Raw genomic sequence first — 16,668 nt, forward strand, 5'->3', positions numbered from 1 at the left:
TCCGCCAACTTAAAGAGAAAGCCTCATCGAAAGATGAGGCTTTTTTCGTTTTGATTCTTTTCTGCAAATTTACAGAGTTATCCTTATAGGTCAGGAATATCCCGGTTCTTGAGGTTGACGATTGAGAATGCATAAGTGCTATCGTTATATTCGCTTTGGCTGTAGGATTCGTTTGAGTCTGTGACTTGGGTACTTAACCGAAATTTTTTTGTCGTTATAATAGTCATATTCTATTACAGGTGATGATTGTGGATTGTCGTATCGGTTGCGGTGCCTGTTGTATTGCACCCTCCATCAGCAGTGCCATTCCTGGGATGCCGCAAGGTAAACCTGCAGGGGTTCGTTGTGTGCAACTTGATGACAACAATTTATGTCGCCTCTTTGGTTCCCCTGAACGTCCCGATGTGTGTAGTGATTTCTCCGCATCGGTAGATGTATGTGGTAACAGCAACGAAGAGGCGCTCTGGCTGATAGGCTCTTTAGAGGTGGAAACCTCTTTCTGAAGGTGAAAGATGCAGTTAACGCGTTATACAGATTTTGGAATAAGAACTCTTATGTATCTGGCAATTCAACCGGAGCGTGAGACTTTATTTCGAATCGCAGAGATCACAGAGGTTTTTGATCTTTCACCTAATCATGTCTCCAAGATAGTACATCACCTGGGTAAGCTGGGATATTTGCAAACAATACGCGGCAAGAGCGGTGGTTTTCGTTTGGGGATGACTCCGGAGCTGATCAATGTCGGCGAGCTGGTGCGGGCACTGGAAAATTCACTGGCGCCTATTGATTGCAGCAAGCCTTATTGTCGGCTGACTCCTGCTTGTCAGTTGAAAGGGGTCTTGGCTCAAGCTGTGGATGCCTATCTGGCTGTGCTCGACCGTTATACCCTGGCAGACATTGTCAGTAACCAACAGGAGCTGCGAGCCTTGCTGCCGGATCTGGAAATCCCTGTATTACAACTCTGATTAGAGTTTTTCACCGCTGGTATTCTGCTTCTGGGCCAAAGAGATTGGCAGTAAGTTAGATACAGGCACCAGAGTGACTCCTATCTTTGCCAGCTCTGGCAGTCTCTTCTTGAGGAATTGCATACTCTCTGGGTAAGGGTGAGCTATCATCAAGGCTTCACCTTCGCTTTGGGCCTTGGCTATTGCCAAGTCCAACTGTCTTTCGAAAGCCTGTTCGGTTAGTTGATTATCCAAGAATACCTGACGTCTGAGCAGCGGAACACCCAAGGCATCGGCCTTCTCGCCAGCTTTAGTGTAGCGGGTAGTAACACTGTCAATAAAGAAGTGCTCTTCCTGTAGCAATACTTCCATTAACCAGCCCATAGGTTGCTCGAGTTGAGTCAACAAACTCCCCATATGGTTGTTACTTCCCCTGGCAAAGGGCACACTCTGCAAGGCTTGTTTGAGAGTTGCTTTAAACTCGGTTTCTGACATCTGGTTGTTGAGTCCACCAGGCCCCATGGCCTTGCCGTTAAGCGCCTGCATAGGGAGGTGCACCATGATTTCGTGGCCCTTGCTGTGAGCCTGGCGAGCCAGTTGTTGCCCGAGTGGGGTATGTGGCAATACAGACAAGGTCACGGCTGAAGGCAAGGACAGGGCGGCCTCATCTGTATGGCGGTAGCCAATATCATCGATGACGATTGCCAGTCTGGCTCCCCACGCGGGAGAGCAACTTACGACCAGCAGTAGTAAGTAGAAACAATAGCGCACGTTTTATATTAATTTTATTTATTTGATTGTATCCATGCCACCGCCGAGTTGATGGCTCTATCGCTGGCGGTATCTGCATGGGGAGATATGAGGTCGATTATAGGCACAGTTTTGTTATCGGAAACAGTATTGGGTGCGATTTTTATATCGGGTTCCACCCCTTTGGCGTTAATATCCTGGCCCTTGGGTGTGGTATATCGGGCTATGGTCAGCTTGATGGTATTACCATCGATAAGTGTTGGGATCAGGCTTTGTACTGTGCCTTTACCGAAGCTGGTTTCACCTATCACCTTGGCACGGTTGTTCTCCTGCAGCGCTGCGGCCAGTACTTCGGATGCTGAAGCTGAACCGCGATTGATCAGTACTAATATGGGCACGCCGGCAAGCATGGTTTGCGGAGATGCATAGTAATCTGAGTTGGCATCGAAAAAGCGTCCTTCGGTAGCGACTATGCGGCCCTTATCCAGAAATAGATCCGCTATCCGAATCGCCTGATCCAGCAAGCCTCCGGGATTGTTGCGCAAATCCAGAATCAAACCATTTAGTGACTGCTGTTGCCATTCGCTCAACTGGTGGACTATGTCGCGGGTCGAATCTTCCTGAAAACTTGCCAGGCGAATATAGCCAATGTCGTTAGTGAGCATTTTCCCAAGCACAGAGTGGATGCTGATAGTGGCCGGTTTGAGGCTGACTTCAAAGCTGACATCCGAGTGAGCATGATGCAGCTGTAGTGATAACTCACGGTTGCTGCTGCTGAATTGCTTTATTTGGCTAAGCACCTCTTCCAGAGACTGCTTGGCAATACTCTCACCATTGACGGCAGTAACAATATCGCCGGCCATGATCCCGGCTTGTTCGGCCGGAGAACCGGGAAAGGGCGCGATAATTCTGAGCTTTTCCCCTTCGGTGGACACTTCAAAGCCGTAGCCGAAGTATTCCCCACGGTTGCTGTCTCTGAGGCTGCTCATCTGCTCCGGTTTCAGAAAGCCGGAATAAGGGTCGAGATGTTGGAATATGCCTTCAATGGCGGCATCGACAAGCTCTTTGCGGCTGATATCCCTGACGTAGTAGGTTTCCACTGTATCCATCACATCCAGCAATAATGAAAGCTCGTGGGTGTGACTGGGTTTGGGAAAGTTTTCGTGGCTGGCCAGGCTGAGAGAGACTCCCATGATGATACCCAAGCCGATATACAGCAGGTTGCGAATAGAGTTGCCCATGTTGCCCCCTTTGAAGTACCGGGGGCTGATGATTAGCGCCGACAGTAATTTGCCGGGTCGACAGCTTGCCCCTTATGCCTTATTTCAAAGTATAGGCCAGGCTCGGTTTGTCCTCCGGAACGTCCTACCAGTGCCACGGCTTCGCCGGCCTTGACTGAATCGCCTGCATCTTTCAGCAATGTCTGGGCGTGGCCATAAAGGCTCATATAACCTTTGCCGTGGTCGACAACCAGCACCATACCAAAACCGCGCAGCCAATCGGCATAGATCACCTTACCTGCGGCTACGGCACTGACAGACTGGCCCTCTGGAGCAGACAGCATGACACCTTTCCAGCGCACACTGCCGGAGCGCTGACTGCCAAAGCTGTTTTTGATCCTGCCCTTGGTGGGCCAGTTGAGGGCGCCACGGGACTTGGCCAACCCTTCCATGCTGGGGCTATCGCGCATAGCGGCCAGAGCTTGCTCGACAACCCGCTTCAGTGAGGCTTCTTCTATCTGCAGTTGCTCCAGCTCCGAGGCCTTACTACTGATGGTGCGTTGCAGTTCCTTCAGTGTTTGCTGTCGTTGATCCTGTTCTTGATTGAGGCGTTTGGATTGAGCCTTCTGATCCAGTACCAGCTGGTTGAGTCTATTGCGTTCCTGCTGCTCGCTCTGCTGTACTGCCGATAATTCCTGACGGGTCTGTTTCAGTTGTTCTATGGCCTGCATTCTGGCCTTGTTGAGGTATTCATAGTAAGCCAGCATTCGTTCTATGGTGGCCGGGTCTTGCTGGTTGAGCAGCATCTTGCTGTAGTCATGATTTCCGGCGAGATAGGCGCTGGTCAGTTGCTTGGCCAGGGTTTGCTGTTGGCTTTCTTTGAGCTTGTCCAGTTGTACGGCTCTTTGTTTCAGGTCTGCAAGGCGTTTTTCGGTATCGCGGAGGGCATTTTCTGTGTGGTTGACCTTACGGGCGGCATCGGCAATAGCCTGTTCGTCTTTTTTCAGCAGTTGCAGCAGTTTTTCCCGTTGTTTGCCTGTGTCTCTCAGGGCATTTTGCTGAGCGGTGATCTGGGATTGCAGTGCCTTTAACTCGGACTGACGCCGCTCCAGATCGGATGCCTGCAGCTGAGAGGAAAACACGAGAAAGCCAGCAAGTATGCTGGCTTTGGCTAAAATACGCTTCTGCACCGGGTCAGTGTTACTCTTTTGTATGGATTAACGGACGCCCTGTCATTTCGTCAGGAATGCTCTGTCCCATTAGTGTCAGCATGGTTGGGGCGATATCACTCAGGCGGCCACCTTCATCGATTGTGGCCTTGCGGCCGACATAGATAAAGGGCACCAGCTCACTGGTGTGGGCGGTATGAGCCTGGCCCGTGGTTTCGTCCACCATCTGCTCGGCATTGCCATGGTCGGCAGTGATGATGCACTCACCATCTACCTTGGCCAGTGCGTCCACTACTCGGCCTATGCAGGCATCTACAGCTTCGCAAGCCTTGACCGCAGCATCAAACTTGCCGGTATGGCCAACCATGTCACCGTTGGGATAGTTACAGATAATGACATCATATTTAGTTGATTCAATAGCTTCAACTAACTTATCTGTCAGTTCTGTCGAACTCATCTCGGGTTGCAAGTCGTAGGTGGCGACTTTGGGCGAGTTGATCAGAATACGGTCTTCACCCTCGAATGGTTGTTCTTTGCCGCCGTTGAAGAAGAAGGTTACGTGGGCATATTTCTCGGTTTCAGAAATACGCAGCTGGGTCAGACCGCGATTCTGCAGTACCTCGCCCAGGGTGTTGACCAGGTCTTCCGATGGGAAGGCTACCGGAGCCTTGATATCGGCGGCATACTCTGTGAGCATGACAAAGTTGACCTTGGGCGTCACTGCGCGTTCAAAACCATTGAAGTCCGGATTGACGAAGGCGCGGGTGATCTGTCTGGCGCGGTCGGCACGGAAGTTCATGAAAATTAGCGCATCGCCATCGTGCAGCTTTGTGGCCTTACCTTGATCCAGAATCGCTGTTGCGGCAACAAACTCATCGTTTTCATCGCGGCCGTAGGCAGCTTCCAATGCGGTTACGGCAGAGTCGGCACTGTAGTTACCCTCACCTTGAGTGATCAGATCGTAGGCTTGGGAGACTCGGTCCCAGCGATTGTCCCTGTCCATGGCGTAGTAGCGGCCAACGATGGAGGCTATGCGACCTCGGCCTAATTCGGCAAACAGCTTGTCGAAGTGTTCCAGACTGGCTTTAGCACTGCGTGGCGGGGTATCGCGCCCATCGAGGAAGGCGTGCAGGTAAACCTGCTTGGCACCACGTTTGACGGCCATGCGGCACATGGCTTCAAGATGATCTTCATGGCTGTGAACACCGCCGGGTGACAACAGCCCCATGATGTGTACTGCGCCGTCTGTTTTGATGGCGGCGTCGACAGCCTCGATCAGTGCTTGAGTTTGCTCAAATTCGCCATCTTCAATGGCCTTGCTGATGCGGGTCAGTTCCTGATAAACGATACGGCCGGAACCAATATTGATATGACCCACTTCAGAGTTACCCATCTGCCCGTCAGGCAAACCTACATCTTTACCTGAGCCGGAAATCAAACTGTGGGCGTATTCGGCGTTGAGTCTGTCGAGAACCGGAGTGTTGGCATGATGTACGGCATTCATATGCGTGCCTTCACGATAACCCCAGCCGTCCAGAATAAGCAGTGCCAAAGGACGTTTGCTTGTGTTCATGTTGATACCTGTAAAGTTGAAAGAGTCGGTCAAATCTGAAATTGGTTAAATATTACTACGTCTGCCCTGGGGGCAAAAGCCATTTACCCCGATTGCGACAATTGGAAGGGTCGCGATTTAACGCCGACTCAAGGGGCAAAACTGCGGCGAAACAGCTGCAATCTGCCTGGCCTCTGGGTATACTCTGCGCTTGTCCTAATATGGCCCAATAGATAACAGGCAGTAAAAAATGCAGGAATATATAGAGTTTCTTAAAGCCCACCCCATGCTGAGCCTGGCCTGGGCGGGGTTGTTTATCGCCGTGATTGTAACCCTGTTCAAATCCGGTTTTTCCAAGGTTAAAAGCGTAGATCATCAGCAGGCGATTTTCCTGATGAATAAGGAAGACGCCAAGGTGATAGATGTGCGAGCCAAAGACGATTTTCGTAAGGGACACATTCTCAATGCTCAGAATGTACCCATGGCCGATATCAAAAATAATCAGGCGTCCAACCTTGAAAAGTACAAAACCACACCCATTATACTGGTATGCAACGCTGGCATGACCTCATCTCAAGCGGCTCAGATTTTGGTTAAGCAAGGCTTTGAAAAAGTCTTTAACCTCAAAGGTGGTATGGGTGATTGGCAGGCAGCAAATATGCCTGTATCCAAAAGCAAAAGATAATGAGTGTCGGCGGTTGTCATTGCATTTGGCGCCGCTCTGTTAGTAGAGTGGCCATACAGAAGTGGCAACCGGCATCCTGAGTTCTGTTCCGGCGCTGAACAGATGAATAGCAGGGATGATGACTGGGAGTCACAATCGACCCGAGTAACATACACCCTAAACACCGGCTCATTGCAAGCCGAGACTAAATGGATAGGTAGGAATTATGGCTGAAGTAGCAAACAACGAACAACAAGCCCCACAGTTCAACATTCAACGTGTGTACATCAAGGACGTTTCTTTCGAAACTCCTAACAGCCCAGCGGTATTCCAGAAAGAGTGGAATCCTGAAGTTAAGTTGGATCTGGATACCCGTAGCGCCAAGTTGGCCGACGACGTTTTTGAAGTAGTACTGTCACTGACTGTGACCGCCAAAAATGGTGAAGAAACAGCTTTCCTGTGTGAAGTACAACAAGCCGGTATCTTCTCTATCTCTGGTCTGAGCGATCCTCAACTGGCTCATTCTCTGGGCGCTTACTGCCCTAATATCCTGTTCCCTTATGCCCGTGAAACTGTGGCCAGCCTGGTATCCCGTGGTACTTTCCCACAGCTGAACCTGGCACCTGTGAACTTCGACGCCCTGTTCGCTCAGTATGTGCAGCAGCGTCAAGCCGCCGCCGAGCAAGCTCCGGCCGAAGAAGCAAACGCGTAATCAGCCGATGAAAGACACTGCCGAAATAACGGTATTGGGGGCGGGCTCTTATGGCACCGCCCTTGCCATTTCTTTGGCCAGCAATGGACACAGTACCCTGTTGTGGGGGCATGAACCCGAGCATGTGGCTAAACTCGCTGCCGAGCGCAGTAACCAAGCCTTTCTTCCCGGAATAGCCTTTCCCGACTCCCTGGTGATGGAGGCCGATCTGGCCAAAGCATTGGCGGCGTCGCGAAATATTCTGGTGGTGGTGCCAAGTCATGTCTTCGCCGAAGTGCTGGCTCAGGCCAAGCCTCTGCTGCGTGATGATGCCCGCATCATTTGGGCTACCAAGGGGCTGGAGCCGGAAAGTGGCCGCCTGTTGCAGGATGTTGCCCGCGATGTGCTGGGGGAGAAATATCCGCTGGCGGTATTGTCCGGACCGACTTTTGCCAAAGAGCTGGCGGCAGGGTTACCAACCGCCATCTCAGTGGCCGGTACCGATGCCGAGTTTACCGAAGATCTGGTGGAATTGTTGCACAGCCCCAAACGTCTGAGAGTGTATGCTAATGACGATTTTATCGGCCTGCAACTCGGTGGCGCGGTCAAGAATGTCATCGCCATAGGTGCCGGTATGTCCGATGGTATTGGCTTTGGTGCCAATGCCCGTACTGCCCTGATCACCCGTGGTTTGGTGGAGTTGAGCCGTCTGGGGGAAGCCCTGGGCGCCCATGCTTCTACCTTTATGGGAATGGCGGGTCTTGGGGACCTGGTGCTGACCTGTACCGATAACCAATCGCGCAACCGTCGCTTTGGTTTGGCATTGGGTAAGGGTTGTGATGTCGATACTGCCCAGGCCGAAATCGGTCAGGTGGTTGAAGGTTACCGCAACACCAAAGAGGTCTACACCCTGGCCAAGCGCTTGGGAGTCGAGATGCCGATCACCGAGCAGATCTATCAAGTGTTGTATCAGGGCAAATCGCCTATTGATGCGGCCAAAGAACTGCTGGCCAGAGAGAAAAAGTCGGAAACCTCGGCAGACTGAGTCATCTCCAATCCAGGAAAAGGATGCTAGAACAGCGTCCTTTTTTTATGGTTCTCGCTTCCAGCGAGCACGACTTAACATGCAGCCCAAAGCTGCTGGCGCAGTACCCGATTATGAGCAAAAGCCAGTTATTGAACTGGCTTTTTATGAGGGTTACCGACAGTAACCCTGATGAAAGTTTCCTCAAAACGGCAAGCTGAAGCCTATGCTGACAGTACGGCCCATGCCCTTGAAGTAACGATTGTTGTTAGCCATAGTCTGTGAGTAGTAACTGTAGTAGTCTTTATTCAGCAGATTCTGTAGCCCCAATGTCAAAGTGCCTTGGTATAAGGGCATAGAGAAGGAGGCATCAACCGTGATATAGCCGTCAAACTCGGCGTACTCTTCACCATTGGCCTTTTTGAAGCTACGGTCCATATAGTAGTTGGCCTGAATCCGCCCACTCATCTCGGCATCGAACCTGTGTTCCCAGAATAGGTTGAGACGATTGGGTGCTATGTTGGCGCCGTCGAGATCTGTGTCTGTGCTGCCATCTTTATTGGAGTCATACTCCCCTTGTTGCAGCGCCAGGTTCAGCCCCAGATCGTCGTCATTACCCAGGTAAGCCGTGACATTGGCTTCCAGTCCCTGGATCACGCTCTTTTCCCGTTTCACATTGTAGAAGCCGTCTTCATTCAGGGCTAAACGGGCACCCAGTTTGGCCTCGGAGCGATACAGGGCCAGCTTGGCTGCCAACAACTCGCCTTGATAGTCCAAGCCCAGTTCATAGTTGTCTGTGACCACGGGCTCCAGCGTCAAGGAGCCTTCCACACTGGGGTTTTGATCCGGGAAGCTGTTGCCGTCACGCAGAATTCGTCCTATGTCGGCCATGCCAAAACCTTGGCTGTAACTGGTATAGAGGCGCAGCGCTGAGGTGAAGTTATAACTGGCACCTATATTGAACAGGGTTTCATTAAAATCCGGTTCGCCACCGGCAACCTGTTTGTGGCCAGAGGCCCATAGGGTTTGGAAATCATCGACCTTGAGTTTGGCATATTCATAACGAACGCCGCCGGAAATAGTCAGGGCATCCAAAGGTGAGAAGCTCAACTGGGCATAGGGGGCGATATTGTCGTAACGGGTCTCGGGTACCCAGGAGCGTCCGGTCTGTACCAGATCCTGCTCTGTGGTATCGCTGAAAAGGTCTACCCCATAGGCCAGATCCACACCGCTGTCGGCGAGGTTATTAGCGATCATCGATGCCTTGAGGCCCCACTTGTTGGACTTGTTGCGTGACTGATCATAGAAGTACTGCTCGCCATTGGCGCCGGTATCACAGGTCGTCAGATTCGCAGCACCTTCGAAGGCCGGATCATAGAAGCTGCCGAAACAGCCACCGCCATAGACACCCTTGAAGTTCTGGTTGAACAGTTGCAGCTCCAACTGCTGCCCGGCGATGTTGCGGTGCTTATAGGTGAGACTGCTGGTGGTGACCTTGTTGTTGGCAGCCTGCCAGGGTTGTTTCTGTTTCACCGCCGACGTTGGAGTATCTGTGGCGACATTACCTTTGACCGGCATCCAGTCACCATTGTTGTCCATATCGTAGTGGTTGACCATCAGCTCCAGTCGCGACTCGCTGAACTCATAGCCCAACTTGAGGAAGAAGTCCTTGCTCTGGCTGTCCATCGACTCGCCCTGGGTGGTGTCGACACCTATGACATCATCGTTGGCATCATAGTAAACGCCATTGCTGTGGTATCCCACTGAACCCAGCATATCCAGGTTGCCGCTTTGGCCGGAGAAGGCATAGTTGGCACCAAAGCTCAGGCTATCGGACTCGAAGCTGGTGGGGGTGGACAGATCAAAACTTACCCGACTTTCGTTGTCGCCGCTGGGTTTCTTGGTGATGTAGTTGATGATGCCGCCCTGAGCACCAAGGCCGTGCATGGCGTTGGCTCCATGGATAATTTCAATTCGTTCTATCATCATGGGATCTATGGTTTGGCCTGAACGACCACCACTGCGCAGAGGGTTTGACTGAGGCACGCCATCTATCATGATGAGTGGGGCGCGGCCACGCAGGGTTTCACCTGTATTGGTCATTTTCTGGCGGCTGGGGGAGAAGCTGGGGGCCAGGTTGCCCAAAATGGTCGACAAGTCCCGGGTGGTGGCCAACTGTTGCTTGAGCTGTTCCTGGTCTATGACGGTCACAGTATTGGGGATGGCACTGAGTGGTTTTTCCATCCGACTGGAAGTGATGACCATGGTTTCCATTTGGGGCTCTTTGGCGTAAGCCGCCTGGGCAGCCAGCCCGGAAAGTACTGACAGAGCGACGAGGGAGCGAGTGAATTTCATCGTTATTCCTAATGTTTGCCATCTTGGAAGACGGCTTATTGGTTTGCGGTTTCCGGCTCTCCTTGCCAAGTTAATAAATACAAATCATTGTTATTTGCATAACGGCTAAGGAGTATAAAATAGGCTGGTTTTCTCTGTCCATAGCTGTGATGAATTTTTGTAAAGAGTGTCAAGGAGCTAAACCTGGGATGTGATTAGCTGACTAAAGGCTGGAATCTCGCTCTCCGGCTATGAAACTTTCAGGCTGCCTGTGGTATGGTTGGCGCATCTGAATTTTGTCAATCCAACAGATCCTTACTATGCATAATATTGCTCAGATTATTGCCCAGGAGCTGAATGTTCGTGAGCAGCAGGTTGCTGCTACCATCAGCTTGCTGGATGAAGGTGCAACAGTGCCTTTTGTTGCCCGCTACCGCAAAGAGGTGACGGGGGGGCTGGATGATACCCAGCTGCGTAACCTGCACTCTCGTCTAGGTTATCTACGGGAGCTTAACGATCGGCGTCAGGTGATCCTCTCCTCGATTGAGGCTCAGGGAAAACTGACCGCCGAGCTGAAGCACGCCATCAATGAAGCCGACAGCAAGACCCGGCTCGAAGATCTGTACTTGCCCTATAAACCCAAGCGTCGTACCAAGGGCCAAATTGCTATTGAAGCCGGTATTGAGCCCTTGGCCGATGCCCTCTATGCCGCCGCCGGCAGCGCCGCCATGGATCCTGAGCAGGCCGCCGAGGCCTATCTCAATCCGGAAGCCGGTTTTACCGACGCCAAGGCGGTGTTGGATGGTGCCCGTTATATCCTGATGGAGCGGATCGCCGAAGATGCCGAGCTGCTGGCCAAGGTGCGTAACCACCTGCAACAGTCGGCTGTCATTGAAAGCCGACTGATCTCCGGCAAGGAGAAGGAAGGCGCTAAGTTCCGCGACTATTTTGAGCACACTGAAAAACTCAGCTCTGTGCCTTCTCACCGGGCGCTGGCTATGCTGCGCGGCCGCAATGAAGGCGTGTTGAGTCTGTCGATGAATGCCGACCCTGAGGCAGAAGCCAAAGCGGGGAGCTATTGTGAGGTGATTATCGCTGAGCACTTGCGTCTTAAGCTGAGTGACAGCGCTCTGGATAACTGGCTGAAGACGGTTGTCACAGCCACTTGGCGGATCAAAATCGCCCTGCAGATGGAAACCGAGTTTATCGCCAGAATGCGCGAAGCGGCGGAAACCGAGGCGATTAAAGTCTTTGCCCGTAACCTGGGTGACTTACTGATGGCGCCTCCCGCCGGAGCCAAGGCTACCATGGGGCTGGATCCCGGGCTGCGTACCGGAGTTAAGGTGGCGGTGGTCAACGACACAGGCAAGCTGGTGGGCCATACCACTATCTTCCCTCATGCGCCGCAAAACCAGTGGGACAAGTCGATACGCACTCTGGCTAATCTGGTCAATATGCACAAGGTGGAGCTGATCGCCATAGGTAACGGCACGGCTTCCCGTGAAACCGACAAGCTGGCCGCTGAAGTGATTGCCATGGTCAAAGACAGCAACCCCGGCATCACTAAGGTGATGGTCAGTGAAGCCGGAGCCTCTGTCTATTCGGCCTCTGAGTTGGCGGCCAATGAGTTTCCTGATCTCGATGTTTCACTGCGCGGCGCCGTGTCCATCGCCAGACGGCTGCAGGATCCGCTGGCGGAGTTGGTTAAGATTGAACCTAAGTCCATTGGTGTGGGTCAGTATCAACATGATGTCAGCCAAAGTCAGCTGTCGGCTTCTTTGGAAGCCGTGGTTGAAGACTGTGTAAACGGCGTCGGTGTCGATGTGAATATGGCTTCCATGCCGCTGCTGAGCCAGGTGGCCGGTCTTAACCGCACCTTAGCCAAAAATCTGGTGGAATATCGCGACGAACACGGCCGCTTCAACGACCGTAAAGAACTACTCAAGGTGCCACGTCTGGGGCCCAAGGCCTTCGAACAGGCCGCCGGCTTCCTGCGGATCCGTGAAGGCAGTAACCCGCTGGATGCATCGGCCGTTCACCCCGAAGCCTATTCGCTGGTGGAAAATATCGCCAAGCTTAAGGGTAAACCGGTTGCTGAACTGATAGGTAACAGCGATCTGCTGAACAGTATCAATCCGGCCGAATTCATCACAGACGCATTCGGTCTGCCGACAGTAACGGATATCCTCAAAGAGTTGGATAAGCCGGGACGTGACCCCCGAGGCGAGTTCAAGACAGCCAAATTCAAAGATGGGGTTGAGGCGCTAAAGGACCTCAAACCTGAGATGATCCTCGAAGGCGTGGTGACCAATGTCACTAACTTTGGTGCCTTTGTCGATATCGGCGTGCATCAGGATGGACTGGTGCACATCTCTTCATTGACCGACAAGTTTGTCAGCGATCCTCATACCGTGGTTAAGGCCGGTGATGTGGTCAAGGTAAAGGTCATGGAGGTAGATATTGAGCGTAAGCGTATAGGACTGTCGATGCGCCTGGACGAAAAGATTGAGCCAGGCAAGCCACAACAAAGAGCAGGTAAGCCGCAGGCCAAGGGCAATAAATCTGGTCAGGGCAAACAACGTCCTGCCGCCAAGCCACAGCCAGTGAATGCCGCCATGGGCAATGCGTTTGCCGATGCCTTTGCCAAGTTGAAGAAAAACTGATCGACAAGTTGTTGAATACCTATTAACAGTCCGACAGTTGATGAATCCCTCGATAATTATCGGGGGATTTTTTTATACGCGATTTTCTGTTGCTAGCACTCGAACCAATAATGTCGTTTCCCGCTAATCATGAGTTCTGACACTTTTCCCCATCTTTTGCGAACGGCTTCACCCTCAGGTGCTATAGCCAATAACAAACAAATGTTAATGAAACTTTATCTTATCCTTTCTGTCATAATTGCGCGGCAAATCGGCTCTTTCTGGGGGTTGGCGTGCGGTAAATTGTCAATTTTTTAACAAACGCCAAGGCAAAAGAGTGGTGAGGAACCCTGGAAATGATGTTTTCTCGTTTTAAATTTACTGGACCGTTTCGTAGTGTACTGACTTTCAGTTTATTGGCTCTGTTATGCCTGATGTTGAGTCGAATTGGGCTGGGGCTTTGGCAATATGAACGGGTAGCAGCCGTTGGTGGTTGGACTCATCTGTTGTTGCAGGGGCTGCGGGTAGATGTGGCCATGCTTTGTTGGCTCTGGGGTGTTGTGGCACTGGGTACAGCCTTGTTTGGCGGCGAACATTGGCTCGGACGTTGCTGGTCTTGGATACAGCGTCTGTGGTTGACTCTCGGGCTTTGGTATTTGCTGTTCTTGGAGTTGTCTACACCCTCCTTTATTGAAGAGTATGGTGTCAGACCAAATCGCCTCTATGTTGAGTATCTTATTTACCCCAAAGAAGTGCTTTCCATGCTTTGGAGTGGCCGCAAGCTGGAGTTGATCCTTTCCGTGGTTTTGTCTGGAGCCATCCTTTGGAGCGGTTGGAAACTCTCAGGTTACCTCTGTCGCAATTGTCGTTTCCCCAAGTGGTATTGGCGTCCGATACTTGGTGTGCTGATCATTGTCTTGTCCTTGGCGGGGGCCAGATCCACTCTTGGTCACAGGCCTTTGAATCCGGCCATGGTGGCCTTCGCCGATGATCCACTCGTTAACTCGTTGGTGGTCAATTCAGGTTACTCGCTGGCTTTTGCTATCAGCCAAATGAATAACGAGGCCGACACATCGTGGATCTATGGCGATATGGACAGAAAGGAGATCTATCAAATAATTCGCCAGGAGACTGGTCGTGCGCCGGCTGACTTTATATCAGACAAATATCCCAGCTTGAGTCAGAACCAGGCCAGCTATCGTGGTAAACCCAAGAATATAGTCATCATATTGCAGGAGAGCCTGGGTGCTCGTTTCGTTGGCAGTTTGGGGGGCTTACCACTGACACCTAATCTGGACGCCCTGGCCAATGAAGGCTGGTATTTCGAGAGTCTGTATGCCACGGGTACACGTTCAGTTCGAGGCATAGAGGCGGTGACCACTGGTTTTACCCCCACGCCGGCGCGTTCTGTGGTGAAACTCGGCAAGAGTCAAAGTGGTTTCTTCAGTCTTGCTGCATTGCTGCAGGCTCAAGGGTATTCCACCTCCTTTATCTACGGTGGTGAAAGCCATTTTGACAATATGCGCAGCTTTTTTCTCGGCAATGGCTTTAGCACCATAGTCGACCAGAAAGACTATCCTAAACCTGCCTTTGTCGGCTCCTGGGGGGCTTCAGATGAAGATCTAATGCGCAAGGCCGACTCTGAGTTCAAGCGCCTTCATGCCGAGGGCAAACCTTTCTTTAGCCTGGTGTTCAGCTCCAGCAATCATGATCCCTTTGAATTCCCTGATGGCCGTATTGAACTGTATGAACAGCCAAAACAGACCCGCAACAATGCTGCCAAGTATGCCGATTACGCCATAGGTGAGTTTTTTCGATTGGCGAAAGAGGCTGACTATTGGCGTGATACCCTGTTTCTGGTGGTGGCCGATCATGACAGTCGGGTTTCCGGGGCGTCTTTGGTGCCAGTGCCCAGATTCAGGATCCCCGGCTTATTATTGGGTGAAGGGATAACGGCTAAGCGGGACCCGCGGGTAGTGAGTCAGATAGATCTGCCGCCAACGCTGTTGTCTTTGGCCGGCATCGATGCCACCTACCCCATGTTGGGAAGAGATTTGTCAAAGATGCCCGATAACTGGCCGGGCAGGGCCTTGATGCAGTACAACAAAAACTTTGCTTATATGCAGGATAACAAAGTCACTATATTGCAGCCGGAGAAAGCGCCTGCGACCTTTGATTACGATCCAGTTAGGGAGCAACTGCACGCCGCGCCACTCTCTGAATCAATGGCTCGCACGGCGCTTGGGTTGGCACTATGGGGTAGCGTGGCGTATCAGGAAGGTTTGTATAAGCTGCCGCCCATGGATCAAGCCAGTGCAGAGATACCGGCTGCAGGCATAGGCTCGGTGCATTGATGGTAGAAGGTATCGATTCTCTGCCCCAGCTCGCGATAAAACTGCGGTGCTTCATTCGGCATGGGGTGAGGCCCATTATTTAATACAACTGTGGGTTTGAGATACGTAGAAGCTTCAAACTGACGGTTACGTATATCGCGGCGATCCAGAGCCGGCTTGCTGAGTAGATTCAGCAGCAGAGGCTTACTGCCTTGGCGCCGCTTTTGCTCTTGCTGCTGTTGTTGACCGGATTGTTGTTGGCGCTCCTGGACTCTGTCGGCCAGTCTGGCCTGTTGCTGCGCCGAGTCTGCAGTGCGCTCGTGCTGCGGGTTGAAGGCCCTTTCTTCATGGCCTTTACTGGGTTGCTGCGGCGGAATGACCGGCGGTCTTTGCTGGCTCTCTACCCGAGCAGCATCTGTCGCGGGATTACTGGTCGCGATCGGTACCTGTGGATAGTGTGAGACGAGCTGCATAGGGCATTCCTTACATTGCTGACCAAATAATAGTCAATCAGGGCAAGGAATTAAAGTCTTTCTCTGTTAGCCAGTTATTTAGCCCTTCAATAAACTCCTGAGGATGGGAAATAAAGGGGGCGTGTGATGCCTTGGGCAGCAGTAAATCTGTGGTTGATGTGTTACCCGGCAAGAGGTTCGCGACTCTTCTGGGCACCAGCCCATCCAGCCTGCCCCAAACCCTGAGCCAGGGAAGGGCGAGTCGCTCCAGTCCGGGGCGTAGATCCACCTTGGCCAACATCTCCAAGCCTTGCGCCAGAGCCTGTTCATTGGGTAGCGGCCGCGCCAGAACCAGCTCGCGAATGGTGCGAATATCGTCGCGGGCGCTATCGCTGCCCATAGCTTGGATCGCCAGAAACTTTTCTATGGTTCGCTGCAGATCCTGTTGCAGTTGTTCGGCAAACTGAGTCAGCACATTAGGTGCTATTCCAGGCCATTGGTTATCGCTCCTGGCCATAAAGCAGGGAGAAGAGGCGACTGTGATAAGCCCGGTAACTCGCTCTGGAAAGCGCTGAGCTACCCGGGTGGCAACCAGGCCACCAAGCGACCAGCCCAACCATACTGCCTGTGTGGGCAGAGCTGCCACCAGGGCGTCCACCCAGTCGTCTAGTTCCCCGTCAATGGTTTGGCTAAAACCAAATCCCGGCAGGTCGACACTGTGGACTCTATACTGAGATAACCCAGGCAGCAGGGGATGAAAAACGGCACTGTTGACGCCCCAACCGTGGAGCAAGATCAGATCCCGTCCCTGTCCCTGGCTTTCGATATGCAGACTCACTGAAACACCTCATGGAAGATTCGTTATGTGGAGCCCTCTATTGGCAGGATGCCGG

The 16,668-nt window shown here is 52.2% G+C and carries 14 protein-coding genes; 7 read left to right on the top strand and 7 right to left on the bottom strand.

Annotated features, from left to right (window positions below):
* Positions 1-248: 248 nt before the first annotated feature.
* Both RC73_RS14385 and RC73_RS14390 read left to right on the top strand, forming a co-directional pair.
* Positions 249-503: a YkgJ family cysteine cluster protein gene (locus RC73_RS14385; RefSeq protein ID WP_039035350.1), complete on the top strand. Its 255-nt coding sequence runs from the start codon at positions 249-251 to the stop codon at positions 501-503.
* A gap of 9 nt (positions 504-512) precedes the next feature.
* Positions 513-965, top strand: a complete 453-nt coding sequence (locus RC73_RS14390) for an Rrf2 family transcriptional regulator (protein WP_039035305.1) — start codon at positions 513-515, stop codon at positions 963-965.
* On the opposite strand, the gene RC73_RS14395 is transcribed toward RC73_RS14390, so the two are convergent.
* From RC73_RS14395 to gpmM, 4 genes are read right to left on the bottom strand one after another with little or no spacing between them, the layout of a single operon-like run.
* A complete protein-coding gene (locus tag RC73_RS14395; protein WP_039035306.1) occupies positions 966-1,715 on the bottom strand; it encodes a divergent polysaccharide deacetylase family protein in 750 nt (249 codons plus the stop codon).
* A 14-nt stretch (positions 1,716-1,729) separates the two neighbouring features.
* Positions 1,730-2,935 carry a S41 family peptidase gene (locus tag RC73_RS14400; protein WP_039035307.1) on the bottom strand — a complete coding sequence of 402 codons (1,206 nt, stop codon included), beginning with the start codon at positions 2,933-2,935 and terminating at the stop codon, positions 1,730-1,732.
* 32 nt (positions 2,936-2,967) lie between these two features.
* Positions 2,968-4,104, bottom strand: a complete 1,137-nt coding sequence (locus tag RC73_RS14405; RefSeq protein WP_039035308.1) for a murein hydrolase activator EnvC family protein — start codon at positions 4,102-4,104, stop codon at positions 2,968-2,970.
* 10 nt (positions 4,105-4,114) lie between these two features.
* Complete coding sequence (gpmM, locus tag RC73_RS14410; protein ID WP_039035309.1) at positions 4,115-5,656, bottom strand: 2,3-bisphosphoglycerate-independent phosphoglycerate mutase; 1,542 nt, start codon at positions 5,654-5,656, stop codon at positions 4,115-4,117.
* A 229-nt stretch (positions 5,657-5,885) separates the two neighbouring features.
* On the opposite strand from gpmM, the gene RC73_RS14415 reads away from it, so the two are divergent.
* The 3 genes from RC73_RS14415 (at position 5,886) to gpsA (ending at position 8,035) form a co-directional block, all read left to right on the top strand.
* Complete coding sequence (locus tag RC73_RS14415) at positions 5,886-6,320, top strand: rhodanese-like domain-containing protein (RefSeq protein ID WP_039035310.1); 435 nt, start codon at positions 5,886-5,888, stop codon at positions 6,318-6,320.
* Between the two features lie 205 nt (positions 6,321-6,525).
* Positions 6,526-7,011, top strand: a complete 486-nt coding sequence (secB, locus tag RC73_RS14420) for a protein-export chaperone SecB (protein ID WP_025010842.1) — start codon at positions 6,526-6,528, stop codon at positions 7,009-7,011.
* 7 nt (positions 7,012-7,018) lie between these two features.
* Positions 7,019-8,035 carry an NAD(P)H-dependent glycerol-3-phosphate dehydrogenase gene (gene gpsA, locus RC73_RS14425; RefSeq protein ID WP_039035311.1) on the top strand — a complete coding sequence of 339 codons (1,017 nt, stop codon included), beginning with the start codon at positions 7,019-7,021 and terminating at the stop codon, positions 8,033-8,035.
* Between the two features lie 183 nt (positions 8,036-8,218).
* On the opposite strand, the gene RC73_RS14430 is transcribed toward gpsA, so the two are convergent.
* On the bottom strand, positions 8,219-10,369 hold the full coding sequence (locus tag RC73_RS14430; protein ID WP_039035312.1) for a TonB-dependent receptor: 2,151 nt from the start codon (positions 10,367-10,369) through the stop codon (positions 8,219-8,221).
* 299 nt (positions 10,370-10,668) lie between these two features.
* Between RC73_RS14430 and RC73_RS14435 the strand changes: the two genes are divergently transcribed.
* Together RC73_RS14435 and RC73_RS14440 are read left to right on the top strand one after the other, a co-directional pair.
* Positions 10,669-13,011, top strand: a complete 2,343-nt coding sequence (locus tag RC73_RS14435) for a Tex family protein (protein WP_039035313.1) — start codon at positions 10,669-10,671, stop codon at positions 13,009-13,011.
* Between the two features lie 338 nt (positions 13,012-13,349).
* Positions 13,350-15,344, top strand: coding sequence for an LTA synthase family protein (locus RC73_RS14440; protein WP_052248216.1), 1,995 nt, complete (start codon positions 13,350-13,352; stop codon positions 15,342-15,344).
* Here the strand turns inward: RC73_RS14440 and RC73_RS14445 are convergent.
* Together RC73_RS14445 and bioH are read right to left on the bottom strand one after the other, a co-directional pair.
* Positions 15,296-15,796 carry a hypothetical protein gene (locus RC73_RS14445; protein ID WP_039035314.1) on the bottom strand — a complete coding sequence of 167 codons (501 nt, stop codon included), beginning with the start codon at positions 15,794-15,796 and terminating at the stop codon, positions 15,296-15,298. The two genes, RC73_RS14440 and RC73_RS14445, sit on opposite strands and share 49 nt — an antisense overlap.
* Before the next feature lie 37 nt (positions 15,797-15,833).
* Complete coding sequence (gene bioH, locus RC73_RS14450; protein ID WP_039035315.1) at positions 15,834-16,613, bottom strand: pimeloyl-ACP methyl ester esterase BioH; 780 nt, start codon at positions 16,611-16,613, stop codon at positions 15,834-15,836.
* Positions 16,614-16,668: the final 55 nt, after the last annotated feature.

The sequence above is a fragment of the Shewanella sp. ECSMB14102 genome (assembly GCF_000813075.1).
Lineage (GTDB): Bacteria > Pseudomonadota > Gammaproteobacteria > Enterobacterales > Shewanellaceae > Shewanella > Shewanella indica.

Coding starts and splice junctions, on each gene's coding strand:
- RC73_RS14440 (WP_052248216.1), top strand. CDS start 13,350: ATGTTTTCTCGTTTTAAATTTACTGGACCGTTTCGTAGTGTACTGACT.
- secB (WP_025010842.1), top strand. CDS start 6,526: ATGGCTGAAGTAGCAAACAACGAACAACAAGCCCCACAGTTCAACATT.
- RC73_RS14435 (WP_039035313.1), top strand. CDS start 10,669: ATGCATAATATTGCTCAGATTATTGCCCAGGAGCTGAATGTTCGTGAG.
- gpsA (WP_039035311.1), top strand. CDS start 7,019: ATGAAAGACACTGCCGAAATAACGGTATTGGGGGCGGGCTCTTATGGC.
- RC73_RS14400 (WP_039035307.1), bottom strand. CDS start 2,935: ATGGGCAACTCTATTCGCAACCTGCTGTATATCGGCTTGGGTATCATC.
- gpmM (WP_039035309.1), bottom strand. CDS start 5,656: ATGAACACAAGCAAACGTCCTTTGGCACTGCTTATTCTGGACGGCTGG.
- RC73_RS14415 (WP_039035310.1), top strand. CDS start 5,886: ATGCAGGAATATATAGAGTTTCTTAAAGCCCACCCCATGCTGAGCCTG.
- RC73_RS14430 (WP_039035312.1), bottom strand. CDS start 10,369: ATGAAATTCACTCGCTCCCTCGTCGCTCTGTCAGTACTTTCCGGGCTG.
- RC73_RS14445 (WP_039035314.1), bottom strand. CDS start 15,796: ATGCAGCTCGTCTCACACTATCCACAGGTACCGATCGCGACCAGTAAT.
- RC73_RS14390 (WP_039035305.1), top strand. CDS start 513: ATGCAGTTAACGCGTTATACAGATTTTGGAATAAGAACTCTTATGTAT.